This window comes from Lysinibacillus halotolerans (genome assembly GCF_003711845.1).
In the GTDB taxonomy this organism is placed as follows: domain Bacteria; phylum Bacillota; class Bacilli; order Bacillales_A; family Planococcaceae; genus Ureibacillus; species Ureibacillus halotolerans.
Genome location: NZ_RHLQ01000046.1, coordinates 1 through 26,318, shown reverse-complemented (window position 1 = coordinate 26,318; position 26,318 = coordinate 1). Strand labels below are relative to the sequence as shown.

Genomic DNA, 26,318 nt, shown 5'->3' with positions numbered 1-26,318 from the left:
CAATTACACGCATCTCCCTTTTGTTTTGTTTATTGGTCTAAACAAAGTCTAACAAAATTAGGAGATTGCGTGTTTATTTTTTCTGAATTTTATCTGTACCCCAACAAATATTTTAGAGCCTATTAATGAAACTATAATCAATATACGAAACAAGGTTGTCCCTCAGTCGATTAGACTACGAGACAACCTTTTTTAATGAATTCGACGATATAAGCCTACTACTTTACCTAATATGCTCACTTGGTTCACTAGAATTGGATCCATGCTAGAATTTTCAGGCTGTAAGCGGAAATGAGTTTTTTCTTTAAAGAAGCGTTTTACAGTTGCTTCATCATCTTCTGTCATAGCAACGACGATATCTCCATTATTCGCAGTAGAAGTTTGTTTTACGACTACGTAATCTCCATCTAAAATACCTGCTTCAATCATGGATTCACCCATTACTTCTAACATAAATAATTTTTCTTCGCTCGTACCATAAGTATCTGGTAGTGGGAAATATTCTTCAATATTTTCAATTGCAGTTATTGGCAAACCAGCTGTTACTTTCCCTACAAGAGGAACATGTACGACGGATTGTTTTTGAACGGTATCCGTTTCCCCATCTAAAATTTCAATAGCGCGCGGTTTTGTAGGGTCACGTCGGATAAGTCCTTTACTTTCTAAACGAGCTAAATGCCCATGCACAGTGGAACTGGATGCTAGACCTACCGCTTCGCCAATTTCACGAACCGATGGTGGATATCCTTTCGTGCGAACTTCTTCTTTTATGAATGCTAAAATATCTTCCTGTCTTTTTGATATTTTTTTCAATTCTCTCACCTCTTTAAGTGAATATGTATCTCTATTAATTACATATAGTATATCAGTGATAGAACAAAAAAGCAAACATAGGTTCGAAAATAGTGTTGACAAAAACATGTGTTCGTATTAAATTAAGAACATACATTCCGAACAAACATTCGAAAAGAGGTTGAGAGTTATGAAATGGTTACAAAAAAACAGCTATATTGTAGTATTATTCGTCGCTTTCTTCGTTATGGGAGCAATTTTATTGATTACAGACAATGGCGATATAACATACGAACAAATTGAAATTCAACACGGTGATACTCTATGGACGTTAGCAGAACAATATCGTGGTAAAATGACAAAACAAGAGTGGATCCAAAAAGTTAAAAATGAAAACAATCTTATTGGAGAAAACATTGTTGCAGGCCATGATTTAACGATATTGGTTAATGAAGATAGCGTTTATATGGCAAAAATAGAGAATGAAGACGATCTTCATTCAGTAGAGGTAGCGATGAAAAATAAATGAGTAAAAATAACAAAGCCGTCATCTATACACGGGTAAGTACAGAAAAAAATACGCAAGAAACGTCCTTGGTTCGTCAAGAAGAAGAATTACGCAACTATGCTGAAAAAATGAATTATCAAGTATTGCGAGCATTTCAAGATCAGCATAGTGGATATGAAGTAGAACGGGAAGGGCTTCTTGAAATGTTAGACTATATAAAAGAAAACAATGTACCTGCTTTATTTGTTCAAGACGAAACACGTTTAGGACGTGGTAATGCACGAATGGCAGTTTTACATTTGCTTCAAAAAAATGGGACAATCGTTTATTCATTAAATAATGCCGGGCCCCTTTCTTTAAATGAAATGGATACGATGTTGCTAGAAATTTTAGCGATTGTAGAGGAATATCAACGGAAAATACATAACGCTAAAATTAAAAGAGGAATGAAACGGGCGGTTGAAAATGGATATCGACCAGAAAAAAATATTAAAAATCGTCATTTACACGAAGGACGAGAACGGATCGATGTACCAATCGAAGAAATTGTTAACCTACGAAATAAGGGGCTAACATTTCATGAAATTGCATCAACGCTAAGAGGATTAGGCTTCCAAGTAAGTAAAGCGACAGTGCACCGACGATATACTGAGTATATGGAAGAACTTGAAGACTAGTTAAATAATAGGTGGGGCATGTTCTGTGGAACTTGTCCCATTTTATATTTAAATCTAGAAGTCTAACTGCAGAAAATGAATGTTTATAAACAGAAGAAATTGAAACGTTTTTACAATTTGTTCGTATCTATTAATATAGAAAGTTCTAACAAAATGACGGAGGTGGAGTGGTGGAAATGTTTAAAGTTATTACGCCCGAGGAGTTTGGTACTTATTTTCACTCAGGAGAATATGAAACGATTTATCGACAAACGACTGAGGAATTTCAAAACTTAATTTCCATTGAGCAGTTTACAGAATTAGCCCGTTCATTTAATGAAGGTGTAACTAGTTATCACATTGAGTTTCGTACCAATATGTTAGATTCCATTCATTATGTTTGGTTAGATGAGCGAGAGGAAAAAGCAATTTCCGTTTCCTTCGATGAAACGGGTATAATTCAAAGACTTATTTTGAAACCCTACGTCATCTATCCGAAAACAGATAAACGATTAACAAAGAATCGTTACGATATGCCGATTAAAGGGGAATGGTTTGTTTTTTGGGGTGGTTTAAATGAGTTTATCAATTATCATTATGTCTATGAGAGCCAACGATATGCTTACGATTTAGTTCAAGTTCAAAATAACAAAACTTATAAAGAGAACCCATCGAAAAATGAAAATTATTACGCTTTTAATCAAGAAATACTTGCTCCAGCTGATGGGAAAGTCGTGAAAATTATAAATGGTATAGAAGATAATGTCCCTGGGGAAATGAATCCGGATGTTCCGGAAGGTAATTGTGTCATTATCGAACACAAACATAAAGAATATAGTATGCTTGCTCACTTAAAACAACACTCTATTCAAGTTCAAGAAGGAGAAATTGTCTCTGCTGGGCAATTTATCGGTTTATGTGGAAATTCAGGAAATTCTTCTGAACCCCATTTACACTTCCAAGTGATGGATACTGTAGATTTCACAAAAGGGAAGTCTATTCGAATTCGTTTTCATGATGGGAAAGAACCGATACAAGGGGATACGGTCTCAAGTTTTAATTAGTAATTTAATATAGAATAGACAATCTAAGCATCTTAAAAGGGTGCTTACTTTTTTGTATTAAATGAAACAAAGTTAGGGAATATAAAATGTTTGATTAACAAATAGTTATTATTTTGCAAAGGTGTTTTACTTGCGCTTCTCTCCATTTTTCCTTACCTTTGAAGTATTGAATATCTTCGTTTAGCGTTTAAAATAATAGTAAGTATTTATTATGATGATTTATATTTCATATTGCTAAATGGTTGAGATAGAAAGGTGAGAAAAGGATGTTATCAAAAGAAAAAATTGCTCGTATTAATGAGCTGTCAAAAAAGGCGAAAGAGGGTAAATTAACGGAAGCTGAGGCAAAAGAGCGTACTTCCCTTAGAAAAGAGTATTTAGAATCATTCCGTTCTTCTTTCCGTAATACAATCGAAAATGTACAAGTCTATGATGCGGATGGAAATGACGTTACACCAGATAAAATTAAAGAAATTCAACGAAATAAACTGAATTAAAGAAGATACTAATGTGACATATTTAAATAAAGTATGACATAATTCTAAAATGTCTATGAATAGGATTGTTTTATTAGAAAATCTTGTCTAAACTGTATAAGAACAATAATTAGCACGAGAAAGGATGTCAAATAATGGCACAAAACGCGGATCTATTAGCAATTAATGCAATCCGAACTTTATCTATTGATGCAATCGAAAAAGCAAACTCTGGTCATCCAGGTTTACCAATGGGTGCGGCTCCAATGGCATACACACTTTGGACAAAACAATTGCGTCATAATCCTCAAAATCCGAAATGGTATAATCGCGACCGTTTTGTTTTATCAGCTGGTCACGGTTCAATGTTACTATATAGCTTATTACACCTTGGTGGATATGGTTTAGACATGGAGGAAATTAAAAATTTCCGTCAATGGGGTTCTAAAACTCCAGGACATCCTGAATACGGTCATACAGTAGGTATTGAGGCAACGACAGGTCCCCTTGGACAAGGTATTGCAATGTCAGTAGGGATGGCTATGGCTGAACGTCATTTAGCTGCTACATATAATAAACCAGGTCATGAAATCGTAGATCATTATACGTATGCATTATGTGGTGATGGCGATTTAATGGAAGGGGTAGCTGCTGAAGCGATTTCTTTAGCTGGACACTTACAATTAGATAAATTAATCGTTTTATACGATTCCAATGATATTTCTTTAGATGGTGATTTAGCGAAATCATTCTCTGAAAATGTACAAAAACGCTTCGAATCTTATGGTTGGAACTATATACATGTTGCTGACGGTACGGATGTAGATGCAGTCAATGAAGCAATTGAAAAAGCGAAACAATCAAAAGGTAAACCAACATTAATAGAGGTAAAAACGGTCATTGGTTATGGTTCTCCTAACAAATCAGGGAAAGCAGATTCCCACGGTGCACCACTTGGTACAGACGAAGTTGCTTTAACAAAAGCTACTTACGGTTGGGAACATGAACCATTCCAAATTCCTGAGGAAGTGTATTCCATTTTCAAAGAAGCAGCTGACAAACAAGGGGTTCAACCAGAAGCTGAATGGAATGCAAAATTTGAAAGCTACAAAGCGGAATACCCTGAGTTAGCAGAACAATTCATTAAAGCGATGAACAATGAACTACCTGAAGACTTTGATGCTGAAGTTCCTGTTTATGAAGCAGGAAAATCAATCGCTACTCGTTCATCATCAGGGGAAGTGATCAATGCATTAGCGAAAAAAGTTCCTTCCTTCTTCGGTGGTAGTGCGGACCTTGCGGGATCCAACAAAACAACGATTAAAGGTGCAGGCGATTTCTTCCCTGATACACCAGAAGGCCGCAATATTTGGTTTGGTGTTCGTGAATTTGCAATGGGTGCAGCTTTAAATGGTATGGCATTACATGGCGGATTAAATGTATTTGGTGGAACATTCTTTGTATTCTCTGACTATGTTCGTCCAGCTGTACGTTTATCTGCATTAATGGGATTACCGGTGACTTATGTATTTACTCATGATTCGATTGCAGTTGGGGAAGATGGACCAACGCACGAACCAGTAGAACATTTAGCTTCTTTACGAGCTATGCCAAATCTTTCTGTAATTCGTCCAGCTGATGCTAATGAATCTGCAGAAGCATGGAAATTAGCTGTTTCATCTAAAAATGTACCAACAGCGCTTGTTCTTTCTCGTCAAAACTTACCGGTGCTAGAAACGACAGCTACCCTAGCAAAAGATGGTGTTGCTAAAGGGGCATATGTTGTTTCTCCAGCAACTAAAGAAACGCCAGATGCTATTTTAATTGCAACTGGTTCAGAAGTATCTTTAGCAGTAGAGGCACAAAAACAATTGTTAGCTGATGGAATGGACGTGTCGGTTGTTTCGATGCCGTCTATGGATCGTTTCGAACAACAATCAGCTGAATATAAAGAGTCCGTACTGCCAAAAGCAGTAACAAAACGTTTAGCAATTGAAATGGGTTCTTCATTCGGTTGGCATAAATATACTGGTTTCGAAGGAGATATCCTTGCCATTGATCAATTTGGTGCAAGTGCTCCTGGGGAAATCATTATGGAGAAATACGGCTTTACAGTCGACAATGTTGTCGCAAGAGTAAAAGCATTATAATCAAAAATTCGACCTATGAACTTTGTTCATAGGTCTTTTTTTATGAAAAAAATTGAAAAACTATTCGACATAGTGGAATGATAGCTTTATTTCTATCATATATAGATAAAGGAGGTGTGGAAAAATGTCAAAAGTAATTGAATCAATGGAAAAAGCATTAGAAGGATTAAAAGATAACGATACGATTTTAGTAGGCGGCTTTGGTTTGTGTGGCATACCTGAACATGCAATCCAAACAATTGCCAAGATGGGAGTTAAAAACTTAACTGTTGTCAGTAACAATTGTGGTGTCGATGATTGGGGATTAGGCTTACTATTAAAAAATAAGCAAATAAAAAAAATGATCGGCTCCTACGTAGGCGAAAACAAAATTTTTGAGCAACAGCTATTAAAAGGGGAACTGGAAGTAGAATTAACACCACAAGGAACATTAGCGGAACGAATTCGTGCAGGTGGTGCTGGCATACCTGCTTTTTATACTGCTACGGGGGTAGGGACACTCGTAGCTGAAGGAAAAGAGACGAAAGTTTTTGACGGAAAAACTTATATAGAAGAGAGGGCTATAGTCGGAGATTTCGCGTTTGTTAAAGCGTGGAAAGCTGATACTTTAGGGAATCTTATCTATCGGAAAACGGCACGGAATTTTAACCCGATTGTTGCAACGGCAGGGAAAATTACGATTGCTGAAGTAGAGGAAATTGTGGAAGCAGGTAGTCTCGATCCTGATCATATTCATACACCTGCTGTTTACGTTCAACATGTATTCCTTGGTTCCAACTTTGAAAAACGTGTTGAACGAAAAATCACTCGTAAAGAGGTGAATGTTTAATGTCAAATCGTCTATTAATTGTACAAAGGGCCGTAAAAGAGATTCAAAATGGAATGGTCGTTAATTTAGGAATTGGGATGCCAACACTTGTGGCGAATGAAATTCCATCTGATTACCAAGTGCTTTTACAATCCGAAAACGGGTTATTAGGAATTGGTGCCTACCCGACAGAGGAAGAGGTAGACCCAGATTTAATTAACGCAGGAAAAGAAACCGTTACGATTGTAAAAGGTGCCTCCTTTTTTGATTCTGCCGAAAGCTTTGCAATGATTCGGGGCGGTCATGTTGATATAGCGATTTTAGGTGGAATGGAAGTTTCGGAAACGGGTGATTTAGCGAACTGGATGATTCCTGGGAAAATGGTAAAAGGCATGGGCGGTGCAATGGATTTAGTACATGGTGCTAAACGAGTCGTTGTTATTATGGAACATGTTTCAAAAAATGGGGAATCGAAAGTGAAAAAGGATTGTACGCTACCTTTAACTGGTCAAGGGGTAGTAGATCGTTTGATTACAGATTTAGGAGTGTTTGATTTTACGGAGGAAGGAATGGTCTTAGTAGAAACTGCTCCTGGTGTAACGTTGGAAGAAATAAAAAATAACACTGAAGCATCCTTTTTGATTGCTAAAGATTTAGCTGAAATGGAAGTTCGTTAAACTTGCCGATTAATACTTAAATAAGGGAGAAATTTGTCGAAGTTTTTGTTGTTACTTTTTCACTTGAGGAGTAATCTATGAACAATAATTCAATCTCAAAAGCTTTTGCTGTTCTCCGTGCCTTCATCGATGAACAACCTCAGTGGGGAGTCAATGAATTAGCCCGATATTTACAAATACCACCTAGTACATTACATCGTATATTAACCGTTTTACGAGATGAAAATATATTATCTGTCGATGAACAGACAAAACGATATAAAATTGGAACAGAACTGATAAGATTATCTACTAAAAATATTAAAAATAATAGAGAAGGTTAGTATGAAATCATTCCCATTTTCATAAACTATATTACTTTTCGGGAAGGATTTCTTGGGGAGTTAGGTAAACTTTTAATTTTTAACTACTACAAGGATTTTTGTAGTAGTTTTTTTACGGTCGCATTGTTAATAATCACTAACCGCAAAACAAAATAAAAAGATGAAAAGTGGGTTCATACAATAGTCCTTTTCATCTACAAATGTAATGTTATGTTATTATTTTACTAATCCATTTTGAAATGCATAGACAACTGCTTGTGTACGGTCTTGTACTTCTAATTTCGCTAAAATGTTACTCACATGGGTTTTAACCGTTTTTAAGGCGATAAATAATTCATCGGCAATGTCTTGGTTTGTTTTGCCTTGGGCTACGAGGAGTAATACTTCCATTTCCCGTTCCGTCAGTTGCTCATAGAGGGGAGAGGAGGCGTTACTTCGCATTCGTGACATCATTTTCGTTGTGACTTCTGGTTCTAATACGGTTTCACCATTCATCGTTTTACGAATCGCTTCAGCAATTTGTTTTGCGTTGGATGTTTTTAATATGTAACTGACTGCACCAGCTTCCAATGCCGGATAAACTTTATCGTCATCTAAGAAACTTGTTACCATCATAATTTTTGCAGTCGGCCACTTGTGTAAAATTTGAGCGGTTGCCTCAGCACCAGTTAAAACAGGCATAACATTATCCATTAAAATAATATCAGGCTTTAGTTCGAGGGCTTTCTCAACCGCTTCTGCCCCATTTGACGCCTCGCCGACAACGGTCATATCCTGTTGTGCTGAAAGATAGGCCGATACACCAATCCGTACCATTTCATGATCATCGGCAATTAATATTCTTATCATTTTTCCATCTCCCATTTCAAACTTTCAATTTTATTGATTTCCGTCATCTTCTGTTAGCTCCATTTTAGAAGAACTTTTTTCCGTTCCTTCGATTTGTTCTTTATGCTTAATCGGTACCTTTACTTCCACAATCGTTCCTTCCCCAGGAACAGAAACGATTTTATAAGTACAGCCGATTTCCACTGCCCGTTCTGCGATATTTTTCAATCCATAAGAAGTGTTTTTATCTTCTTCCATATTAAAACCTTGACCATTATCTTGAATACGTAAAATACCCACGTTATCTCTAGCAATTAATAGTAGTTCTACTTCAGTTGCTTTTGCATGACGTAATGTATTGGATAATGCCTCTTGGGCAATACGGAATAAATGATCTTCCTCCGCCTTTGAAAGAACAATTTCTTCAATTTGGTATTCGATGTTGAAATAAACTTTTTGTTGAAGTTCTTGAATTAACTCAGTTAGCCCTTGAGCAAGTGTATTGTTTCTTAGGGCAATCGGACGTAAATGAAGTAATAATGCTCTCATTTCCAATTGGGCTTGCTGAACAATTTTCTCCACTTGAGTTAAAGTCGTTTTCGAAGCACCGAAATCTTCATCCCGTTCTGTAATAGAAGATAATAGCATAGATGCAGCAAACAGTTGCTGTGAGACAGAATCATGTAACTCTCGAGCTAATCGCTGCCTTTCTGCAATGATCCGTTCTTGAATAATTTTATCATTTGCTTCTGCTTTTTCATTGGATAACCGTTGTAAGCTTGTTCTTTGAGTTTCGATTAATTCATTTGCTTGGGTTAACGCCTTTTTTAATGTATATGAAATATTTCTCTTTTTCTTTAATGAAAAATCAGGTTCTACTAATTGTTTTACATACCGGGTGGCAGATACTTCCCTCGATTTTGCAACGGCACTTATCCATATGCTAATGATAAAACTAATAATAGATAGAGCAATCAGTATAATGGCAAGAATCGGGAAATTTTCAACATCTTGCTCCCATAAAAAGCTCCAATCTTCATCGGGGGAGCCTAGGAATAAATAAATAAAGCCAAACGTCATACTACTTAATAATAAAAATAAGGTGATGATGCGAAAAACAAACGATATCATTTTCGAATCACCTCCACATCTCCTAACCAAGTTGCCACATGGATAATTAGTTTACGCTTAGCGTCTTCAGGTTGACCATCTTCAAAAATAAGCTTTTCATTTATAAGCCTTTTTGATTTTCCTAAAAATTTCGCTTCCCCTAATATAGTGGTATATTGTATGCGGAAAGGAATTTCATATGGTAATACAATCGTTACTTTCCCGATGGACTGCCGAATTGAAATGACAGAAGTGCCAGTCGGTAATATCGTTTCCGTCGCATCAATTGTTATATCCCCAATTAATTTTTGGATATGGACATCTTCCCACTTATATTGTTCGAGGGGAGAAGAAGTACTGCCAAAAAGATCGTTTTTCTTTAGAGCAGTTGGATCTAGTTGGGAATCGATTGTAACCGTTTTTTGTTCCTTTGTAATATGTTTATATAAGAGATAGATTAATATCCCAACGATGAGTAGTCGTAAACTCCAAACGGATAAGATAGCAAAAAAGATAAATAAACAACCAATCCAGAAAAACAGTTTTTTATTTTTTGAAAAGCTATAATAGAGTAGGAGAGCCCCAATAATAAGTAAAAAGGCGCCACCATTATTAAAAATCGTTAGCTCAACGAACACAATTAATAACACGGTAATCGTGATAAACGTTAATAGGTCCGTACTTAATCTGTTCAAGATGGTTCCTCCTTTTTACGATTTAAGTTGCTAATCCTTAATAAATGAGTCTTTTATACAGAATGTAAGGAGAAGACTCGAAAAAGCCTTCTCCTAATATTGGTTATTATAACATGTTTAGTCGATTGTACTAGATGTGTTCTCTTCAATTTCTTTTACATTGCTATTATGATGAGTTTTTTCAAGCCCAGCTAAACGCGCCTCCAATTGAGTTCGTTCATAATCCTTTTCGATTTTATTTGCAAGATTGTCAATGTAAGAAGATAAATCATCAAAGTCCGATTCATTGTTTGATTCGATGACCGCATTCATTTTGTGATGGGCACGGGTAACGTTTTCTTTTCCCATCAATTGAAGCTGACGTACTTTCATATCTTTAATTTTGTGCTTCATCGTTTCAAATTTTTGTTCCAGTGCAATAAATTCCTTATTTGTTGTTTCAAGACTTTGTAATAAGGTCATTTGACGCGTTTTATATGTTTCAACTTCAGAGCGGGCAAAGGTGATTAAATCTTCTTCCATTGCTTGTTCAGCTAATTGTAGCTGTGCAGTACGTTTTTCTAGCATGTCATTTGCTTCTTTTAATTCACTTTCAAGTTGCTCTTTTAATTTTTCCTGTCTTTGTAGTAATTTACCTGTTTGTTCAGTTTGTTTTTCAGCTTCTCGAATATATTGATTTAACATGGCTAAAGGATTTTTTCTTTCCTTTTTATCGAAAAGTTCGTGTAAATCTGCCTCTACTGTATATTTAAATCGTTTTAATAAACTTACCATTTCCTATCTCTCCTTTATTTTGTTAATTTTGCCCATTCTTTTTCAAAGTTTGTAAATGGATCGCTCGAATCTTCTTTAATTTGTTTAAAAGAAACTTCTTCATTGTTCCATTTTTTATAAATGATATATAGAACAACTAATGCTGCTAAGCCGATAATTGCTGGCACGTTTGAAATGGCTGAAAACACTCCCATTAAACCAATTGCAACCCATACTACTTTCATCATTGTTGATGTTGTTTTTACGTAATAATGCATACCTAAGAAGACTAGTAATGCAGAAAAAGCAAAGCCAAGTAGTGGCCCAACCATACAAAGGGCGACGATTGCAGTAATACCTCCGACTAATAATAGAAATAATTTTTTCATTTCTCTTGCTCCTTTCTGTTGTACCTTTCTGTTGTACCTTTATGTTATCTCTTAACGATATTTCCTAAAACGGACTCCGATTGCATTTTTCACTAGGTCTTGAGGCTGAGGGAATCTAGGAAAAGTGAACGAAATTAGTCATTCATGCTATTTTGACAAAAATAGAAGGAAAGTCGTGACACCCTTTGACAAAATATTCAGAATCTATTCTTTATAATGTTGGTAATGAGAGGAGGACGTAACATGAGAACATATTCAATATTTCATATAAAAAAACAGTACCAGTCTTTTGTATTTGGAAGGGAAAGAATGCTTCTTGAAATGGTATCGACTAAAGAGCAAGCTCTCGAGTCCTCTGCGGATAAGCAGCTAAGCTATCTCTGTGAACCGATTGAAGGAAGAATGGTACAAGGTGTAATTTACGAGCATTTAAAAAAGAGTTTCCCGACAATTCAATGGGTAGATGATTATTTGAAATTTGAACACCAACTTAAAGGTGGTTTAAAAATAAAAGTATGTAATTATCATATAGAGGCCATTTGTGAGGGATCTCGTATGTTAGATTTGGATTTATTCCATAGTTTGAGCCAAATGAATGATTCTTTTATTGCTTTTAATACAGAAGAATCGGAATGTGGATGGTTAAAACCGATTAAACATGCTTCTTACTAGAAATGAATAGTTTTACGGATTGTAGGTTTGGGCTACGATTATAGAAAAAACAATTGAAAAGCTAGTATCTAAGTAGTTTATAGTGTATAATCCTTCATGGAGAGTTTATCTTTGTTTTCTTTATATGATTGTGAAACTTGATTTTCCATTCGTATAAAGTGGTTGAACAAAGTTTGATTCATGGTATTAACGGCAGTGGAGGAGGTTGGCACAAAATGGCTACATGGGCTTGGATTCTTATCGTAATTATCGCTCTAGTAGGGGGCGTTGCACTAGGTTTCTTTTTAGCACGTCAATATATGATGAAATATTTAAAAGAAAACCCACCAATCAATGAACAAATGATTCGTGTCATGATGGCTCAAATGGGACGTAAACCATCTGAAAAGCAAGTTCGTCAAATGATGGCACAAATGAACAAATTACAAAGTAAATAATTGTAATCTCAACAACAGTTTGCATACGTTAAACTGTTGTTTTACTTTCTATGGTTAAGTAAACTTTTCGAAAGGTGTAATTTTAGCTTTAAGCTGAAATTACACTTTTTCTTTTTTATAAGTAATGGTTTGAAAAATAATCATTTTTTTAGCATGTTTTAATGCTTCCTTTACTAAAATTACTATAGGAGATTTAAAAAATAGTATTTTGTATTGTTGATAATAGAAAATTTAGAACAAGGTAGATAGAAATGTTATCGAACAAGTAGTTCTATGGAGAAGGAGTGAGTTTCAATGTCCTATAGCCAAAAATCTTCATTTAATCTTTCTACAATCATTTTCCTCCTTTTAGTCGTTGGTTTCATTTTTTTTAGTCCATTTTTCGTTACGGAAGAATGGAGTTCTTTACCCCAGTTAAATACCATTTTCCTTAGTATTTTAATCGAAGCCATTCCATTTGTTTTAATAGGTGTCCTAATTGCTGGATTTATTCAAATATTTATTACGGAAGAACATATCAAGTCATGGATTCCGAAAAGTAAAGTAAAAGCCGTGTTCATGAGTTGTATAGTCGGTGCTTTATTTCCAGCATGTGAATGTGGAATCGTTCCTATTGTTCGAAAATTAATTGATAAAGGCGTTCCTTTATATGCAGGAGTTGGTTTTTTATTAACCGGTCCATTAATTAATCCAATTGTTATCCTTTCAACGTATATGGCCTTTGGAAATGATTTAAGGATGGCTTTGTTACGAATGGGCGTTGGGTTTGTCGCAGCATTAGCCATTGCACTAGTGATAAGCTTTTTATTTAAATCAAATCAATTAAAACATAAGGAACATAGCGTCACAAAATCAAAAGTAAAACACCCCCCTTTATATCAAAGAGTAAAAGGAATGTTCGAACATTCAATCGATGAATTTTTTGATATGAGTAAATATTTAATTATTGGTGCCTTTGTCGCAGCTGGGTTACAAACCTTTGTAGCTGCCCAAGCGTTGCTAGCTTTCGGAGATAGTGTTTACCATTCGACGATTGTAATGATGGCATTAGCATTCTTCTTATCCCTATGTTCAGAGGCAGATGCCTTCATTGGTGCTTCCTTTAGAAACTTGTTTCCCACAACTTCCATCCTTGCCTTTTTAGTGTATGGACCTATGATTGATTTGAAAAATACGATCATGTTACTAAGTGTCTTTAAGGCGAAGTTTGTATTCGTATTATTCCTTCTAATTACAACGATTGTCTTTTTATTTGTAAGTTTAACTAGTTTCCTATAGGGGTGTTTCCATGAAGTTTCACTTGCAACATTTTATCAAAGCTGTCATTTTAGGCGTATTCGTGTTGTTTTTCATTGATTTACATTCGACAGGGACGATCATGAAATATATTAACCCGAAATATGAAAATATTAGTAAGTTAGCAGCGGGTATTTTTATCCTGTTGTTCTTTATACAGCTGTTTCGTATTTTTCAAAGGAAAGGGAAAGGACATCATCATTGTGGTCCAAGTTGTCATCACGGTCATGACCATGGCAATGAACAATTTAATTTATCAAGATTATTCAGTTACAGTGTGATGGTTTTTCCTATTATTACGGGATTTGCTTTTGAACCAGCTATTTTAAATTCCACCATTGCTTCAAATAAAGGATCGATTTTTTCCCAAGTAAATCAAAAGGAAACTTCCCCTTTGAATGAAACAACCCTTACAGATAAAGAAAATATTGATATTTATTCAAGTGACCACGTTCCATTAGTGAATAACAATTATTTATCAAATGAAGAATATGAGAAAAAGTTATCGTTACTTGAGCAATCCGAGACGATTCAAATGCAGGATGATATTTTTGGTTCTTATTACGAAGCGTTAAATGAAAATCCAACGGAATATGTAGGAAGAACCATTCAAATGAGCGGGTTTGTTTTTAAAGAAGATGGCTTTAATTCCAATCAACTCGTATTATCTCGTTTTATGATTACCCATTGTATAGCTGACGCTAGTATTTTAGGGATTTTAACGGAATTTGAAGGGGCAAATACTTTAAAAGAGGATACTTGGCTTGAAATTGAAGGCGTATTAGATGTGACAAATTACGGGGGATATGAAATTCCAGTTATTAAAGCAACTGGCTGGAAAGTAATAGACGAGCCGACTGAACCATATGTTTATCCGGTATTAACGTTAGCTGAATAAACTATGTTTTAATCATTGAACTGTTTTATTAAAATTTTCTTGCATTTCAATTTACGATTATGTAGAATCAATTTTAATTTAATGAATGGGAAATTCGATGAAAAAGACAGTAGCTAATATGGAAGGGTAAGCGAATTAGGGGTGGTGGGAGCCTAATACTGAAAATATTAGTGAAACGCACTTTGGAGAAACTTCTTGAAACTTAGTAGAGAAGATCGGGGAAGGCACCCCGTTATGAACGAAAAAAGCGGTCACATTTGTGGCAACTAGAGTGGTACCACGGGAATTTATGCTCTCGTCTCTTTTTTATAGAGACGGGAGCTTTTTTGTTTAGAGGAGGATGAAAAATGAAAACGAAATTAGCGTTCCTTATTTCGAAGGCATTAAATGAAAGTTTATCAGTTGAGGAAATAGAATCATTGTTGGAAATACCTAAATATGCCCACTTAGGAGATATTTCTTTTCCTTGTTTTACACTAGCAAAAAAGTTGAAAAAATCTCCTCAATTAATTGCGAAGGAAATAGCCGAAAAAATTCAAGGTGATTTTATACAAGAAGTGCGTGCAGAACAGGCCTATGTCAATGTATTTTTTCATCAATTACAAGTGGCCAATAATGTAATTGAAAAGGTTTTATTGGAAAAACATCATTTTGGAACAAAAGAGAAAAACGGTCAAAAGGTTGTTTTAGATTTTTCATCACCAAATATTGCGAAGCCCTTTTCGATGGGACATCTTCGTTCCACGGTAATTGGCAATGCGTTAGCAAACATTTCTGAGAAGTTAGGTTATGAAGCTATCCGTATTAATCATCTAGGAGATTGGGGTACCCAATTTGGGAAATTGATCGTTGCCTACCAATTGTGGGGCAATCTACAGGCTATTGAACAAAATCCTATTGAAGAGCTATTAAAAATTTATGTAAAGTTTCATGAAGAAGCAGAAAAAGAAGAGTCGTTAAACGACAAAGCAAGAGAAGCTTTTAAAGCCCTTGAAGATGGAAATGAGGAAGCTCACGCATTATGGAAATGGTTCCGAGATGCTTCGTTAAAGGAGTTTGAAGACATTTATCAAATGTTAGGTGTTTCCTTTAATTCCTATCACGGTGAAGCCTTTTATAACGATAAAATGGGTTCTGTTGTAGAAGAATTAATAAATAAAGGATTACTTGAAGAATCCGACGGTGCGATGGTCGTTCAATTAGAAGAGATGCCACCTTGTTTAATGATGAAAAAAGATGGGGCCACTTTATATGCGACCCGTGATTTAGCAGCGGCCATGTATCGATACAATTTATATGAACCAGCTAAAATTTTTTATGTGGTCGGCCATGAACAGTCGCTCCATTTTAAACAGTTGTTTGCAGTGTTGAAGAAAATGGGGTATCAATGGTCCGAAAATTTAATGCATGTTCCATTTGGCATGATGTTAAAGGACGGGAAAAAAATGTCTACTCGTAAAGGGAAGGTCGTTTTACTAGCCGATGTGTTAGCAGAAACGATGCAAGCTGCGAGAAAAAATATTGAAGAAAAAAATCCCCAACTTAAAAATAAAGAAAAAGTAGCAAATGAGGTCGGAATTGGAGCAGTTATTTTCAACGACTTAAAAAATGAACGAATGAATGATATCGAATTTTCTATTGAAAAGATGGTGACTTTTGAAGGAGAAACGGGACCGTATGTTCAATATACGAATGCGCGGATTCAAACTTTACTCAACAAAGGCAAATTTTCATTTACGGAATCGCATTTAAATTATTTAGATGGGGAAGCGTGGGAAGTAATAAAACTTATTGAAACTTTTCCTCATGTAATCGAAACGGCTTTTGTTCAAGCAAATCCTTCAACAATTGCGAAATTTAGTTTGCAACTAGCAAGAAGCTTTAATAAATATTATGCTAATACGAAGTTTTTAACGAATGATGAATTACAAAGAGAACGTTTGAAAGTTGCTTATGCGGTTTCGATACTTTTGCAAGAATCTTTACGATTATTAGGAATTAAAGCACCTAAGGAGATGTAAAAATAAACCCTTTTAATATTCAAGAAGGGGGTATGTTTTATTATAAAACAAAATGATATTATCAAAATAAACTGGGATATTATTTACTTGTCAATTACAAGTGAATGTTTATATCGAATTTATCATTCACTTTCAAAAAAACGTTGATTCCTATTGATACGGTAAAAGCATAAAGAATTTTATCGTCATTATGTCAAGAATGAAAAGTAGGAGTGGTTATATAATGGAGTATTTATTTATTGCTATATCTATTGTAATCATCATTTACAGGATTATGAAAAATAGAGGAACGTTAAAGGTACTGACAAAACGCCAAATTTTAGGGGTTGGGATATCCTATCTTTTAGCAACATTAATGGGCTTTATTTTTATATACTTTGGAGGGAATTGGATTGTAGGATCAATTTCGAATATAATCTTTAAATATATAGTTTTTCTTGCCTTCGTCTTGATTATCCTCAATTTATGTGTAACCATTTTAAACAAATTGTTACTGAAAATTACAAATGGAATTTTACCAAAAGAATAAATGATGTTATAGAAATAGGCTAACAATAAATTTTTTATATTTCCACAATCGAGCACAATTCAGAGTAGAAGTTGTGCTCTTTCTTTATGTGTGTAATCCAAAGGATAAAATATGGACAATTAATAATTTCAAAAATAATGAGCAGAATTAAAAGAATTAAAAAAAATTATAAATTCCAATTGACAGTCAATCTACTTAGTGTTACGATGTACTTGTAGTAAGTGTTACTTGATACTTGTAGTGCTTAGTAGTGAATTTTGAAAAAGTTTCTAAATTTTAATTGACACCCTCACTACTTAGTGCTACATTATAGATGTAGTTAGTATTACTTAATAGCCTTTTTACACAAAGCTATTAAGTAAAATTTTTTCTCGGTACTAAGTAATACAGAATATAAGTCAGACAGAATAGGGGAGGCGCTGAACATGGAAAATTTAACTGAGATGCTGAAGGGTTCGCTGGAAGGGTGTGTGTTGGAAATTATTAGTCGTCATGAAACCTATGGCTATGAAATTACCCGTCGCCTAAACCAACTTGGGTTTACTGAAGTTGTGGAAGGAACTGTATACACTATCCTAGTACGATTAGAAAAGAAAAAACTAGTTAATGTAGAAAAGAAACCGTCAGATATGGGTCCACCCCGCAAGTTTTACACACTTAATGAAGCTGGGCGCCAGGAACTTGAATTGTTTTGGGAAAAATGGGATTTTTTATCTTCAAAAATTAATGCTTTAAAGTCAATCTAGTTTCATAAATTGTATCGTCCAGTGGTTTTGGTTCAGCTTTATAAAAAAAGGAGGAAAAGTAATGAGGTTTTGGGAAAAAATTACAGGAAGTGACATGACGAAAGAAATGAAAAATTTTGAATTCCGTGCCAAAAAATTGCCATCTGATTATCAAACGGCATGGGAAAAAATTAAAGCTAATCTTTGGTCGCACTCAGATTTCACTGGTCGCAACCTCATGCCAATTCTTGACGGTGTACTTGGTCTACTTGAAGAAACGGCAGCGGAAGGTCAGCGTGTTCAAGAGGTTTTGGGCGATGATATTCAAGGCTTCTGTTCGGCATTGTGCGGTGAAGAGGAAGCAAAATCTTATCGCGATAAGTGGCGTGAGCAACTAAACAGAAATGTTGCTAAAAAACTGGGTAAATAAGGAGGATAAAAATGAGCATACAAGACATTATTGAAGGTAAAAAAGAGTGGAGAGCACACATGGCGCGTGTCAAAGCCCTCCCACAAGATTATCGTGTTGTTTATAAGGAGATTCAAAAATATCTTTTTAAGGTCGGCCCTGTCGAGTTAACCGAAGGGACTGGTTTACTTTCGGGAATTATTGATCTTTTTGAAGAAGGTGCTGCCTCCGGGAAAGGTGTACTCGAAGTGACAGGTAATGACGTGGCAGCTTTCTGCGACGATTTAATCAAAGATTCGAAAACATACGCTGACATCTACCAAGAATCTGTAGACAAAGAAGTTGCTAAGGCAATGAAAAAGATTACAGATAAAAAGAAGTAAAAATAGGTACCGAGAAGGAAAATGTATATGAGGTAAAGCGAGTATATTGAGGATGGATAAGAGGTTCAAGAATAGATTAAGTAGAAGCAATAATCCCGTTCTGAATAGTGGGTAACCAATGTGAATTATCACCTTCACTATTCAGTTATTTTTTGACTCGGTACTAAGTAATACTTATTATAAGTCAGACTTAATAGGGGAGTATTGGCAATCTAGAATTAAGGCCGTTAATCGGATATTTATACTGCTTTGTCTGTATACGAGTATCTACCTCTCTTTTCAGACTAAGCTAGGAAATTTTCGATTTCGAAAGCAATCTTTCTATACTTAATATAAGGAGGAAAAAATATGGGCAATGTAGCGATATCAGTAAAAGGGTTAAAGAAATCTTATAAAGACAAGGAAGTATTAAAGGGAGTGGATTTTGATGTACGGCGTGGTGAAATTTTCGCTTTGCTAGGTTCAAATGGAGCAGGCAAGACGACGACAATCAACATCCTCTCGACATTGATGAAATCTGATGGTGGTAAAGTAAATATTTGTGGCTTTGACGTTCAACATCAACCAGATTATGTTCGCGAGAGCATTAGTCTGACAGGACAGTTCGCAGCTTTAGATGGCATGCTCACTGGTAGAGAAAATCTGATCATGATTGCCAAGTTACGGGGAGTTTCCAATCCTACTCAAGTCGCTGACAATCTACTGACAAGGTTTAGTTTGACGGATGCGGCCAATCGTCGGGCAGACCAATATTCAGGTGGGATGAAGCGTCGGCTTGATATTGCCATGAGTCTAATTGGTACTCCAGCAGTCATTTTTCTCGATGAACCAACGACAGGGTTAGATCCAGAGGCACGGATTGAAGTGTGGGAAACCGTTAAAGAGCTTGCAGATGGTGGTACGACGATTTTATTGACGACTCAATATTTAGAAGAAGCTGAACAACTGGCGGACCGAATCGCCATTTTACATGAAGGGAAAATCATCACAACAGGTACCCTAACGGAATTGAAAGAGATGTTCCCACCAGCAAAAGTTGAGTACATCGAAAAACAACCGACGTTAGAGGATATTTTCCTCGCGATTATAGGTAAAAAGGAGGAAATGTAAATGAAAAATAGAACAGGGGTATTACTTGGTCGTTTAATGCGTAATATCATGCGTAGTCCAGATACGATTATTACGGTGGCAATTACACCGATTATGATGATGCTGTTATTTGTCTACGTTTTTGGTGGCGCAATAGAAACAGGGACAGATAATTACGTTAATTATTTATTACCGGGAATTTTATTGATGGGAATCACATCCGGTGTCGCTTACACATCCTTGCGGTTATTTACAGATGTAAAGAGTGGATTAATGGCCCGTTTCATTACGATGCCCATTAAACGTTCCTCGATTATGTGGGCTCACGTCTTGACCTCTCTTGTTTCCAATGGGTTAACGCTTGTGGTAGTTATTCTTGTAGCCCTTTTAATGGGTTTTCGTTCTAGCGCTAATTTCTTGGATTGGCTTGCTGTAGCAGGAATAATCGGTCTGTTCACGCTAGCACTGACATGGTTGGCGGTTATACCAGGGTTGACAGCAAAGTCGATGGAAGGAGCTACAGCTTACTCGTACCCGCTAATTTTCCTACCGTTTATCAGTTCAGCTTTTGTCCCGACGGAAACAATGCCAAAACTTATCCGCCTTTTCGCTGAAAACCAGCCGGTAACGTCAATCGTAAATGCGATTCGTGCCCTCTTGTATGAAGGCCCTGTCGGCAACGATATTTGGATTGCACTTGCATGGTGCGTCGGTATCATGATCATCGCTTACTTTTTTGCAAATAGAGCATTTAAACGTCAGCTAGGGTAACTGCACCATTTGCCCAGTATCCAGGGGTAACTAGATGTTTTGAAGGCACGGAGAATTTTTTCGTGCCTTTTTGATTTATTAACCTAATGTTTAATCGTGGGAAGATACTACAGACGGTTTATATTGTCGCGACGAGTTCACAAACAAACGTAGTAAATTGAGATAATGTAATAAGTTATGATTCGATTGAGTTGTGCGTTTTTATATCAAAAATATATTACAGACAAATCATAGAAATTTACTTATTATAGTAATAAAGGGGGATATATATGTCTGTAACTATTAATGTTTTTAGGAATGGAGAACTAAAAAATCGAAATCTTTTTCCCGGTAAGTCTATTTCAATAGTACTTGATTATTTAAAAGGTAATGATATTGATTATGCTATTCAAGATAGTGAAGATGCACTTGAAGAAAGTAGAATTAACAATGAAAGTATTATTAGTATTGATGACACTAACTTACTTGATGTAGAAGGAGAGGCAAATTTCGTTACTGAATATTCGTTATCATACGATAACACAATTTATAACAATTTACTTAAAATTCTACAATAATATTATATATTCTTGTATAAGCAATGAAATAATTTTGATTTATTACATAAAGTACTATTTATCTAAGAGGGTGTCATGCGTGATGAAAAAATTAATGAGGAAAAAATGGATGAAGAATCATTAATGGATTTAATAGATAAAATGGCATCTCAACCTGGTACAGTTAGAAAATTAACTGAAGAAGAAATTAAAAAGTTATCTAAACAAAATAATCCATTCTTATAAATAAAGCACTTAGCCAAAATAGTTGAATTAATTTAATCTATTAGGAGAGCAGTCATTTGAGGAGATGGCTGCTTTTTATATAATTTTGAGAGAATAGCGGAAAAGGTGAGATAAAAAAGTAACTTCATAAACAGAGGTGATCTTAAAGATGAAAAGATGGCCAAAAGATACCGTTGCGGCAGGGCGTCGGCATACCGTTGGACTGAAATCAAACGGTACGGTAATAGCTGTTGGTGATAATAAATTGGGCCAATGTGATGTAAATGAATGGACCGATATAGTGGCGGTTGCTGCTGGTAATGTTCATATGGCGACGAACACGGGAAATGTTCATACAGTTGGTCTTAAAGCAGACGGAACCGTGTTGGCTGTGGGTTGGAATACGTATGATCAATGCAATGTAAACAGTTGGGATGATATTGTGGCGATTGCGGCGGGTTGGCGTCATAGCGTTGGACTGAAATCAGATGGTACGGTAGTAGCGGTAGGTCGAAAAAATGAAGGCGAATGCAATGTAAATGCTTGGCATGATATAGTGGCGGTTGCTGCAGGTGACTGGCATACAATCGGCCTTAAAAATGATGGAACCGTATTGGCTACAGGAAATAATCGTTATCGCCAATGCAATGTTAACGACTGGAATGATATCGTAGCCGTCGCAGCAGGTTATCTTCATACAATCGCTCTTAAATCAAATGGAACGGTGATGGCTGTAGGTTTCAATAAACATGAACAATGCGAAGTAAATGGCTGGCGTGATATTGTGTCAATTGCGGTAGGAAGTAATCATACAGTCGGGCTTAAATCGGATGGTACTGTAGTAGCTATAGGTTGGAATGGGTATGGCCAATGTAATGTAAGTGATTGGATTGATATTGTGGCAGTATCGGCGGGTTGTGCCCATACTGTTGGACTGAGATCGGACGGCACGGTTGTTGCTGTAGGTGATAATGAATATGGTCAATGTGATGTAAACTACTGGCATGATATTCGACTTTAGTTTCTTTTGCCATAATATCCTTTAAAAGGAATTAATATAGTGGAAAAAGGACATTACATATTTCTGAGAAAATATGTAACGTCTTTTTTTGAAGTTACGTTCTGAAAAGAAAAGGAATGATAGAATCTAGTACCATTAAACCAATTAAAATTGGACCAATGATCATTGTTAGGGAATCGCCGATGCCTCCCCCTTTAAAATTGGCAATACGAAAACTTTTCGAACTGAAAGGATAAAGTAAGGGAATGCCTCTTCTAGTTAACATATCCAAAAGTAAATGACTAAACATCCCATAACTCATTCCAATAACAAATAACCGTGACAAGCTATGAATAATACCTGTGAATTGGGTTGTAAGGGAGTAAAGTAATGCGGAAAATGCAAAAATGACGATAGGTGTATGTACGATACTTCGATGACCTAAGGTTTTACTAATAATAAAAGAGGCAACTCTAAGCTTTCTTCCAATATAGCTATTTCGATGATCGATATCTGGCAAAAGGGAACCTAGTAGAGCTCCACAAAGCACTACCCCAATATTTACGATACTATCTACTGCTCCACTATTTATTATTGTTGGCTCTAAGTATTTTGAAACAGCTACTCCTGCTGTTAAGCCACCCATCAGATGTGCGGGTTTATTCATGTTGATGTTCCTCCTTCTTTTAATAGCTGTTTATCTTCTAAGGGGTAAGAAGGATTAAACAAGGGTGACAATATACGCCTCCTTTAATAGGCAATGTATCCATTGTATTCAAATAAGCTCTATTCGTTCAAGTTAAATTTTAAATTTGTTGGAACGTTGGAAAAAATAAAGTGGGTTACAGTTTGGGCATAGGGACCGACTGCATCAATGAATTCTTCTGCTTTCGCAAGAGTATCAAATTGCATTTTAAGCATAAAACAGGCACTTCCTGCAATCCGATAACAAAACTCTACGTTTGAGAGGGAAGCGATATATTGTTTAAAAGATTGATATTCACCATTTTTTATCGTTGCTTCTATTAAACATTGGATCGGTAAGCCGATTTTTTCATAGTCTACTTCTAACGTATATTTCTTTATAATTCCGAATGACTCCATTTGTCTAACTCGTTCTGTTACAGATGGGGAAGACAAATTCACTCTTCTTCCAAGCTCACTCATGGATAAACGACTGTTTTGAAGTAATTCATCTAAAATTTTTTTATCCATATCATCAATTTTCATTTTTAAAGTAAAACCTCCAAAATTAATTAATTTTTTAAAAAACCTTTCTGTTTTTTGTTTTGAATTGAATGTGATTTAATTTTTTTCTTCATTATAATTAAATCATATTTAATATAACAAGGAGGTCGTTATATGACAAGGATTATGGAGTCCCAATTTGGGGAAACCCCATTTCAAAAGCTTTTAGGACATAACCAACAAGTGATGGAAAAATGGTCTCTATTAGGAGATGTTTTAGAAAAGGATGGATTGTTATCTGCAAATTTAAAAGAACAAGTTAGAAGAACATTGGCTCAAAGTAATGGCTGTGAATATTGCAAAGCGAAAGGAAAACCTGATCCCCACTTGTTTGACGAAAAAACATCGGTCGCGGTAGGGTTTGCTGAAGTATTTTTAAAACAAAAAAGTGATATTTCCGATGCCCACTTTAATATATTGAAGGAATATTTTACAGAAGAGGAAATTAGCGAACTATGTGCATTTATTACTTTTACAACAGCACAGCAATATTTTGGCGCAATAATGAAATTAAAACCGCAAGAAGATTCTTCATTTAATAACTTACTTTTTCAAATGTTAGATGGAAGGCAAATGAAATAAATAACTGTAATAAACGGATCACGCCATCTCTGCACAATATTCTTAGTTTAAGAGGATAGTTAGAGCCATTTTGGAGAAAATATTCCTAAATAATATCATTTAGGAGCGATACAATTTGCGAAAAACGATTCCTCTTATATTGTTATTAGGTGTCTTCTTTTTTGGAATGAAATATGAAAATGTATATTCCAAAAAAGATTCTCCTCAACCGATGGAAGAGTTTTATCCTGAGATAGGGTACAAAACAGTAGAAGCTGCTACAAAGGATTTTGAGAAACATTTTAAAAAAGAACTGAAGCTTCCCCTTAGAGTACCGCCAATTAGTTTTACCCATCAATTTGGAAGATTTTCAAATATGAATGGTGAAATGAACGACCATTTTGAATTAACGATGATCAGTGATCAATCCCCCCAACATCATTACAAAATTGAAGTTCGGCCAATCAAGTATAAAATTCCTTTTGTAAAACATATTTCAGAAGTCTTTAAGTTGAAAAATGGAAGTGAAGCTTCATATGTTGTGGGCCTAGGTATTGGGTTTAATTTATTCGTTTTTGAAAGAGATGGTTGGCAATATGTATTAAGTATTGATTCAGATGTAGGTGATAAAGTACCGCCAGAAGTTCTTGTTCAAATCGCCAATTCGATTGATTATACTACAAAAGTTGAAACGTACTAGTTCTATTGAGGAAATACTGCTATACATTTCATCATAATATAGGATAATAATTCATTAGCAGGGCGTTGATCTATAAGTCAACGCTCTGTTTTATGTATTTTGTAAGTAAAATTTTGGAACTAATCTTCTTTTGAAACGTATGAAAAAAGGGGAGGTTTTGATGTATGAAAAAATCGTCTGTTTATTTTTGGAAAATTATTTGGGTTATCGGCTTATTACTATTAACAATGATTAGTTTTGATATTGAAAATCAAATTAAAGATAGTTCACAATTTAATTTTACACCTGTATATTGGTCTAAATTTATCATTTATTTTATTTGGGGTATGTACCTTTCACTCATTTTGATTAAAAAATGGTCCATTAAATTTAATTTCCCCTTATTTATTTGCATATTTGTTCCTTGTTTTACCTTTTCGTTAATTGTACCAATATCAGCGTCTTTTTCGATTTCTATACCGTTTCTAGGGGTATGGTTTCTAAAAGTGATACATTCTGGCATGATTGAAATTGTTGCAGGGTTAACATTCATGCTAAGTATTTTTTATAGCGGAAAAAGTGATAGTGATTAAGCTATCGAATAAGGATTACGGAATAAGATCTTGAGAGGAATCTTCCGCTAAGTACTGAATAAGTCAGAGGAGATAGAGGGTTACCAATGGGAGGTAACTAGTACAATAAATCATTTTTAGGATGTGATGAATCATTGACTGAAATTACCTTTTTAGCTTCTTCGAAACCGTTTAAAATTCCCGAGGAAATTGAAGAATATAATCATCGTACTGTATTTGAACGAGAGGAAGACGTTTTCTTTTTTTCTGTTCAAGAAATAGATAATGAATGGAAAAAGTCAATTGAGGGGCTATTCTCGTTGCCTTATATTTATGAAGCAAATGGAGTGGGGAATCAATTATTTCTTACCTATTTAGCAAAGTATATGGAAATAGGGGATGTAATCGAAATCTATTATGTTCCAAGCCAAAATGATTTTGAACAGTATCGACGTGATATGGAAGAACACCCTGAGCCGATAGAGGTCAATGTAGAAAGATATACTTATAAAAATGTATACGGTTTCTTTCAACTAAACCCTAAAAAATGGATAGAAGAACTAAGCCATCTTAATTACATAACCCATCAAGGAGTCACAACATTTGTTAAATATTGATTTAAATAAAAGGTTAACCATAGAATATGAAACAAAATAGAAGGAAAATGAGTAAAAGCACTTAAACATTTTAACCCGTTAAGTGCTTTTATTTTTAACCCTTTTTAAAGGTTCTTTCAAATCAGAAACTCTCAAATGTTATGACGCTACTTAGAATAAAATCTTATTATTGATGTTCAATTTTTGATTGATTATTAAAAAAACTTAAAATAAATGTCATTCCTGAAACAATTCCGAACACTTCGAAAGTAGAGATTTGTATGATCCAATAATGAATTGATTTTCCTAAAGTAATCATGATTGTATTTGATAAGCTAAAACTGAGCCACCATCGCAGTTGAAAAGTGAGCCACTTTTATATGAAAATAATCCTAACTTCATAGAGTTAGGAGCGTATAGAGGTGATTTCTTTGGAGAAGAA

At 35.2% G+C, this 26,318-nt stretch carries 34 protein-coding genes and 1 other annotated feature; of the genes, 26 read left to right on the top strand and 8 right to left on the bottom strand.

Annotation, left to right across the window (positions count from 1 at the left end; translation table 11 throughout):
- Positions 1 to 192: 192 nt before the first annotated feature.
- Positions 193 to 813 carry a transcriptional repressor LexA gene (lexA, locus tag EC501_RS14970; RefSeq protein WP_122973160.1) on the bottom strand — a complete coding sequence of 207 codons (621 nt, stop codon included), beginning with the start codon at positions 811 to 813 and terminating at the stop codon, positions 193 to 195.
- A 169-nt stretch (positions 814 to 982) separates the two neighbouring features.
- Between lexA and yneA the strand changes: the two genes are divergently transcribed.
- The 8 genes from yneA to EC501_RS14930 all read left to right on the top strand — a co-directional run bounded on the left by yneA (position 983) and on the right by EC501_RS14930 (position 7,454).
- A complete protein-coding gene (yneA, locus tag EC501_RS14965; protein WP_122973158.1) occupies positions 983 to 1,321 on the top strand; it encodes a cell division suppressor protein YneA in 339 nt (112 codons plus the stop codon).
- Positions 1,318 to 1,977 carry a YneB family resolvase-like protein gene (locus EC501_RS14960; protein ID WP_122973156.1) on the top strand — a complete coding sequence of 220 codons (660 nt, stop codon included), beginning with the start codon at positions 1,318 to 1,320 and terminating at the stop codon, positions 1,975 to 1,977. The genes yneA and EC501_RS14960 overlap by 4 nt, the downstream gene beginning before the upstream one ends.
- Before the next feature lie 176 nt (positions 1,978 to 2,153).
- Positions 2,154 to 3,020 carry a M23 family metallopeptidase gene (locus EC501_RS14955; protein WP_122973163.1) on the top strand — a complete coding sequence of 289 codons (867 nt, stop codon included), beginning with the start codon at positions 2,154 to 2,156 and terminating at the stop codon, positions 3,018 to 3,020.
- Positions 3,021 to 3,286: 266 nt separating this feature from the next.
- Positions 3,287 to 3,517, top strand: a complete 231-nt coding sequence (locus tag EC501_RS14950; RefSeq protein WP_122973155.1) for a DUF896 domain-containing protein — start codon at positions 3,287 to 3,289, stop codon at positions 3,515 to 3,517.
- A gap of 134 nt (positions 3,518 to 3,651) precedes the next feature.
- Positions 3,652 to 5,646, top strand: coding sequence for a transketolase (gene tkt, locus EC501_RS14945; protein ID WP_122973153.1), 1,995 nt, complete (start codon positions 3,652 to 3,654; stop codon positions 5,644 to 5,646).
- Between the two features lie 124 nt (positions 5,647 to 5,770).
- A complete protein-coding gene (locus EC501_RS14940) occupies positions 5,771 to 6,475 on the top strand; it encodes a CoA transferase subunit A (protein WP_122973151.1) in 705 nt (234 codons plus the stop codon).
- Positions 6,475 to 7,131: a 3-oxoacid CoA-transferase subunit B gene (locus EC501_RS14935; RefSeq protein ID WP_122973149.1), complete on the top strand. Its 657-nt coding sequence runs from the start codon at positions 6,475 to 6,477 to the stop codon at positions 7,129 to 7,131. The genes EC501_RS14940 and EC501_RS14935 overlap by 1 nt, the downstream gene beginning before the upstream one ends.
- A 77-nt stretch (positions 7,132 to 7,208) precedes the next feature.
- On the top strand, positions 7,209 to 7,454 hold the full coding sequence (locus EC501_RS14930) for a helix-turn-helix domain-containing protein (protein WP_122973148.1): 246 nt from the start codon (positions 7,209 to 7,211) through the stop codon (positions 7,452 to 7,454).
- A gap of 216 nt (positions 7,455 to 7,670) precedes the next feature.
- Here the strand turns inward: EC501_RS14930 and EC501_RS14925 are convergent, their stop codons facing one another.
- The 5 genes from EC501_RS14925 to EC501_RS14905 form a co-directional block, all read right to left on the bottom strand.
- On the bottom strand, positions 7,671 to 8,303 hold the full coding sequence (locus EC501_RS14925; RefSeq protein WP_122973146.1) for a response regulator transcription factor: 633 nt from the start codon (positions 8,301 to 8,303) through the stop codon (positions 7,671 to 7,673).
- 30 nt (positions 8,304 to 8,333) lie between these two features.
- Positions 8,334 to 9,413, bottom strand: coding sequence for a sensor histidine kinase (locus EC501_RS14920; protein WP_122973144.1), 1,080 nt, complete (start codon positions 9,411 to 9,413; stop codon positions 8,334 to 8,336).
- Positions 9,410 to 10,087 (bottom strand): cell wall-active antibiotics response protein LiaF, encoded by a 678-nt coding sequence (liaF, locus tag EC501_RS14915; protein ID WP_122973142.1) that lies wholly within the window; start codon positions 10,085 to 10,087, stop codon positions 9,410 to 9,412. The genes EC501_RS14920 and liaF overlap by 4 nt, the downstream gene beginning before the upstream one ends.
- Positions 10,088 to 10,204: 117 nt before the next feature.
- A complete protein-coding gene (locus EC501_RS14910; protein ID WP_122973140.1) occupies positions 10,205 to 10,861 on the bottom strand; it encodes a PspA/IM30 family protein in 657 nt (218 codons plus the stop codon).
- Between the two features lie 14 nt (positions 10,862 to 10,875).
- Complete coding sequence (locus tag EC501_RS14905) at positions 10,876 to 11,229, bottom strand: lmo0954 family membrane protein (protein WP_122973138.1); 354 nt, start codon at positions 11,227 to 11,229, stop codon at positions 10,876 to 10,878.
- Between the two features lie 243 nt (positions 11,230 to 11,472).
- Between EC501_RS14905 and sirA the strand changes: the two genes are divergently transcribed.
- The 14 genes from sirA to EC501_RS14840 all read left to right on the top strand — a co-directional run bounded on the left by sirA (position 11,473) and on the right by EC501_RS14840 (position 22,241).
- Positions 11,473 to 11,901: a sporulation inhibitor of replication protein SirA gene (gene sirA, locus EC501_RS14900; protein ID WP_158599725.1), complete on the top strand. Its 429-nt coding sequence runs from the start codon at positions 11,473 to 11,475 to the stop codon at positions 11,899 to 11,901.
- A gap of 215 nt (positions 11,902 to 12,116) precedes the next feature.
- Positions 12,117 to 12,338 (top strand): YneF family protein, encoded by a 222-nt coding sequence (locus tag EC501_RS14895; RefSeq protein WP_122973135.1) that lies wholly within the window; start codon positions 12,117 to 12,119, stop codon positions 12,336 to 12,338.
- Between the two features lie 294 nt (positions 12,339 to 12,632).
- Positions 12,633 to 13,616 (top strand): permease, encoded by a 984-nt coding sequence (locus EC501_RS14890; protein ID WP_122973133.1) that lies wholly within the window; start codon positions 12,633 to 12,635, stop codon positions 13,614 to 13,616.
- 10 nt (positions 13,617 to 13,626) lie between these two features.
- Positions 13,627 to 14,532, top strand: a complete 906-nt coding sequence (locus EC501_RS14885; protein WP_122973131.1) for a TIGR03943 family putative permease subunit — start codon at positions 13,627 to 13,629, stop codon at positions 14,530 to 14,532.
- Between the two features lie 88 nt (positions 14,533 to 14,620).
- Positions 14,621 to 14,838, top strand: a binding site (T-box leader).
- Between the two features lie 41 nt (positions 14,839 to 14,879).
- Positions 14,880 to 16,553 (top strand): arginine--tRNA ligase, encoded by a 1,674-nt coding sequence (gene argS, locus EC501_RS14880; RefSeq protein ID WP_122973129.1) that lies wholly within the window; start codon positions 14,880 to 14,882, stop codon positions 16,551 to 16,553.
- A gap of 223 nt (positions 16,554 to 16,776) precedes the next feature.
- Entirely contained in the window at positions 16,777 to 17,082 is a 306-nt protein-coding gene (locus tag EC501_RS14875) for a hypothetical protein (protein WP_122973127.1), read from the top strand.
- Between the two features lie 425 nt (positions 17,083 to 17,507).
- The gene (locus EC501_RS14870) at positions 17,508 to 17,828 is read left to right on the top strand and encodes a PadR family transcriptional regulator (protein WP_122973126.1); all 321 of its coding nucleotides are present in this window, start codon (positions 17,508 to 17,510) and stop codon (positions 17,826 to 17,828) included.
- Positions 17,829 to 17,889: 61 nt separating this feature from the next.
- On the top strand, positions 17,890 to 18,237 hold the full coding sequence (locus EC501_RS14865) for a DUF1048 domain-containing protein (RefSeq protein ID WP_122973124.1): 348 nt from the start codon (positions 17,890 to 17,892) through the stop codon (positions 18,235 to 18,237).
- An 11-nt stretch (positions 18,238 to 18,248) separates the two neighbouring features.
- The gene (locus EC501_RS14860) at positions 18,249 to 18,599 is read left to right on the top strand and encodes a DUF1048 domain-containing protein (protein WP_122973122.1); all 351 of its coding nucleotides are present in this window, start codon (positions 18,249 to 18,251) and stop codon (positions 18,597 to 18,599) included.
- A 348-nt stretch (positions 18,600 to 18,947) separates the two neighbouring features.
- Entirely contained in the window at positions 18,948 to 19,709 is a 762-nt protein-coding gene (locus EC501_RS14855; RefSeq protein WP_122973120.1) for an ABC transporter ATP-binding protein, read from the top strand.
- Complete coding sequence (locus EC501_RS14850) at positions 19,710 to 20,459, top strand: ABC transporter permease (RefSeq protein WP_122973118.1); 750 nt, start codon at positions 19,710 to 19,712, stop codon at positions 20,457 to 20,459.
- A gap of 269 nt (positions 20,460 to 20,728) precedes the next feature.
- Complete coding sequence (locus EC501_RS14845) at positions 20,729 to 21,016, top strand: hypothetical protein (protein ID WP_122973116.1); 288 nt, start codon at positions 20,729 to 20,731, stop codon at positions 21,014 to 21,016.
- A gap of 75 nt (positions 21,017 to 21,091) precedes the next feature.
- Positions 21,092 to 21,241: a hypothetical protein gene (locus EC501_RS18420; protein ID WP_158599724.1), complete on the top strand. Its 150-nt coding sequence runs from the start codon at positions 21,092 to 21,094 to the stop codon at positions 21,239 to 21,241.
- 148 nt (positions 21,242 to 21,389) lie between these two features.
- Positions 21,390 to 22,241, top strand: a complete 852-nt coding sequence (locus EC501_RS14840) for an RCC1 domain-containing protein (RefSeq protein ID WP_122973115.1) — start codon at positions 21,390 to 21,392, stop codon at positions 22,239 to 22,241.
- 94 nt (positions 22,242 to 22,335) lie between these two features.
- Here EC501_RS14840 and EC501_RS14835 read toward each other — a convergent pair whose 3' ends face one another.
- Positions 22,336 to 22,887: a metal-dependent hydrolase gene (locus tag EC501_RS14835; RefSeq protein ID WP_122973113.1), complete on the bottom strand. Its 552-nt coding sequence runs from the start codon at positions 22,885 to 22,887 to the stop codon at positions 22,336 to 22,338.
- 119 nt (positions 22,888 to 23,006) lie between these two features.
- Complete coding sequence (locus EC501_RS14830; protein WP_122973111.1) at positions 23,007 to 23,450, bottom strand: Lrp/AsnC family transcriptional regulator; 444 nt, start codon at positions 23,448 to 23,450, stop codon at positions 23,007 to 23,009.
- A 132-nt stretch (positions 23,451 to 23,582) separates the two neighbouring features.
- Here EC501_RS14830 and EC501_RS14825 point away from each other — a divergent pair, with 132 nt between their 5' ends.
- The 4 genes from EC501_RS14825 to EC501_RS14810 all read left to right on the top strand — a co-directional run bounded on the left by EC501_RS14825 (position 23,583) and on the right by EC501_RS14810 (position 25,897).
- Positions 23,583 to 24,050 (top strand): carboxymuconolactone decarboxylase family protein, encoded by a 468-nt coding sequence (locus EC501_RS14825; protein ID WP_122973109.1) that lies wholly within the window; start codon positions 23,583 to 23,585, stop codon positions 24,048 to 24,050.
- A 115-nt stretch (positions 24,051 to 24,165) separates the two neighbouring features.
- Positions 24,166 to 24,729, top strand: a complete 564-nt coding sequence (locus tag EC501_RS14820) for a hypothetical protein (protein WP_241559366.1) — start codon at positions 24,166 to 24,168, stop codon at positions 24,727 to 24,729.
- A 164-nt stretch (positions 24,730 to 24,893) separates the two neighbouring features.
- Positions 24,894 to 25,301, top strand: coding sequence for a hypothetical protein (locus tag EC501_RS14815; RefSeq protein ID WP_122973108.1), 408 nt, complete (start codon positions 24,894 to 24,896; stop codon positions 25,299 to 25,301).
- Positions 25,302 to 25,435: 134 nt separating this feature from the next.
- Positions 25,436 to 25,897, top strand: a complete 462-nt coding sequence (locus EC501_RS14810; protein WP_122973106.1) for a hypothetical protein — start codon at positions 25,436 to 25,438, stop codon at positions 25,895 to 25,897.
- Positions 25,898 to 26,318 lie beyond the last annotated feature (421 nt).

What these genes read in the sequence shown, in the direction of transcription:
- EC501_RS14930 (WP_122973148.1), top strand. Translation starts at nt 7,209, where the DNA reads ATGAACAATAATTCAATCTCAAAAGCTTTTGCTGTTCTCCGTGCCTTC.
- argS (WP_122973129.1), top strand. Translation starts at nt 14,880, where the DNA reads ATGAAAACGAAATTAGCGTTCCTTATTTCGAAGGCATTAAATGAAAGT.
- EC501_RS14920 (WP_122973144.1), bottom strand. Translation starts at nt 9,413, where the DNA reads ATGATATCGTTTGTTTTTCGCATCATCACCTTATTTTTATTATTAAGT.
- EC501_RS14960 (WP_122973156.1), top strand. Translation starts at nt 1,318, where the DNA reads ATGAGTAAAAATAACAAAGCCGTCATCTATACACGGGTAAGTACAGAA.
- EC501_RS14940 (WP_122973151.1), top strand. Translation starts at nt 5,771, where the DNA reads ATGTCAAAAGTAATTGAATCAATGGAAAAAGCATTAGAAGGATTAAAA.
- EC501_RS14835 (WP_122973113.1), bottom strand. Translation starts at nt 22,887, where the DNA reads ATGAATAAACCCGCACATCTGATGGGTGGCTTAACAGCAGGAGTAGCT.
- EC501_RS14925 (WP_122973146.1), bottom strand. Translation starts at nt 8,303, where the DNA reads ATGATAAGAATATTAATTGCCGATGATCATGAAATGGTACGGATTGGT.
- EC501_RS14870 (WP_122973126.1), top strand. Translation starts at nt 17,508, where the DNA reads ATGGAAAATTTAACTGAGATGCTGAAGGGTTCGCTGGAAGGGTGTGTG.
- EC501_RS14865 (WP_122973124.1), top strand. Translation starts at nt 17,890, where the DNA reads ATGAGGTTTTGGGAAAAAATTACAGGAAGTGACATGACGAAAGAAATG.
- EC501_RS18420 (WP_158599724.1), top strand. Translation starts at nt 21,092, where the DNA reads ATGCGTGATGAAAAAATTAATGAGGAAAAAATGGATGAAGAATCATTA.
- EC501_RS14895 (WP_122973135.1), top strand. Translation starts at nt 12,117, where the DNA reads ATGGCTACATGGGCTTGGATTCTTATCGTAATTATCGCTCTAGTAGGG.
- tkt (WP_122973153.1), top strand. Translation starts at nt 3,652, where the DNA reads ATGGCACAAAACGCGGATCTATTAGCAATTAATGCAATCCGAACTTTA.
- EC501_RS14935 (WP_122973149.1), top strand. Translation starts at nt 6,475, where the DNA reads ATGTCAAATCGTCTATTAATTGTACAAAGGGCCGTAAAAGAGATTCAA.
- EC501_RS14830 (WP_122973111.1), bottom strand. Translation starts at nt 23,450, where the DNA reads ATGAAAATTGATGATATGGATAAAAAAATTTTAGATGAATTACTTCAA.
- EC501_RS14910 (WP_122973140.1), bottom strand. Translation starts at nt 10,861, where the DNA reads ATGGTAAGTTTATTAAAACGATTTAAATATACAGTAGAGGCAGATTTA.
- EC501_RS14950 (WP_122973155.1), top strand. Translation starts at nt 3,287, where the DNA reads ATGTTATCAAAAGAAAAAATTGCTCGTATTAATGAGCTGTCAAAAAAG.
- EC501_RS14825 (WP_122973109.1), top strand. Translation starts at nt 23,583, where the DNA reads ATGACAAGGATTATGGAGTCCCAATTTGGGGAAACCCCATTTCAAAAG.
- EC501_RS14855 (WP_122973120.1), top strand. Translation starts at nt 18,948, where the DNA reads ATGGGCAATGTAGCGATATCAGTAAAAGGGTTAAAGAAATCTTATAAA.
- EC501_RS14850 (WP_122973118.1), top strand. Translation starts at nt 19,710, where the DNA reads ATGAAAAATAGAACAGGGGTATTACTTGGTCGTTTAATGCGTAATATC.
- EC501_RS14875 (WP_122973127.1), top strand. Translation starts at nt 16,777, where the DNA reads ATGGAGTATTTATTTATTGCTATATCTATTGTAATCATCATTTACAGG.
- EC501_RS14890 (WP_122973133.1), top strand. Translation starts at nt 12,633, where the DNA reads ATGTCCTATAGCCAAAAATCTTCATTTAATCTTTCTACAATCATTTTC.
- yneA (WP_122973158.1), top strand. Translation starts at nt 983, where the DNA reads ATGAAATGGTTACAAAAAAACAGCTATATTGTAGTATTATTCGTCGCT.
- EC501_RS14885 (WP_122973131.1), top strand. Translation starts at nt 13,627, where the DNA reads ATGAAGTTTCACTTGCAACATTTTATCAAAGCTGTCATTTTAGGCGTA.
- EC501_RS14905 (WP_122973138.1), bottom strand. Translation starts at nt 11,229, where the DNA reads ATGAAAAAATTATTTCTATTATTAGTCGGAGGTATTACTGCAATCGTC.
- EC501_RS14845 (WP_122973116.1), top strand. Translation starts at nt 20,729, where the DNA reads ATGTCTGTAACTATTAATGTTTTTAGGAATGGAGAACTAAAAAATCGA.
- EC501_RS14860 (WP_122973122.1), top strand. Translation starts at nt 18,249, where the DNA reads ATGAGCATACAAGACATTATTGAAGGTAAAAAAGAGTGGAGAGCACAC.
- EC501_RS14955 (WP_122973163.1), top strand. Translation starts at nt 2,154, where the DNA reads ATGTTTAAAGTTATTACGCCCGAGGAGTTTGGTACTTATTTTCACTCA.
- EC501_RS14840 (WP_122973115.1), top strand. Translation starts at nt 21,390, where the DNA reads ATGAAAAGATGGCCAAAAGATACCGTTGCGGCAGGGCGTCGGCATACC.
- EC501_RS14815 (WP_122973108.1), top strand. Translation starts at nt 24,894, where the DNA reads ATGAAAAAATCGTCTGTTTATTTTTGGAAAATTATTTGGGTTATCGGC.
- sirA (WP_158599725.1), top strand. Translation starts at nt 11,473, where the DNA reads ATGAGAACATATTCAATATTTCATATAAAAAAACAGTACCAGTCTTTT.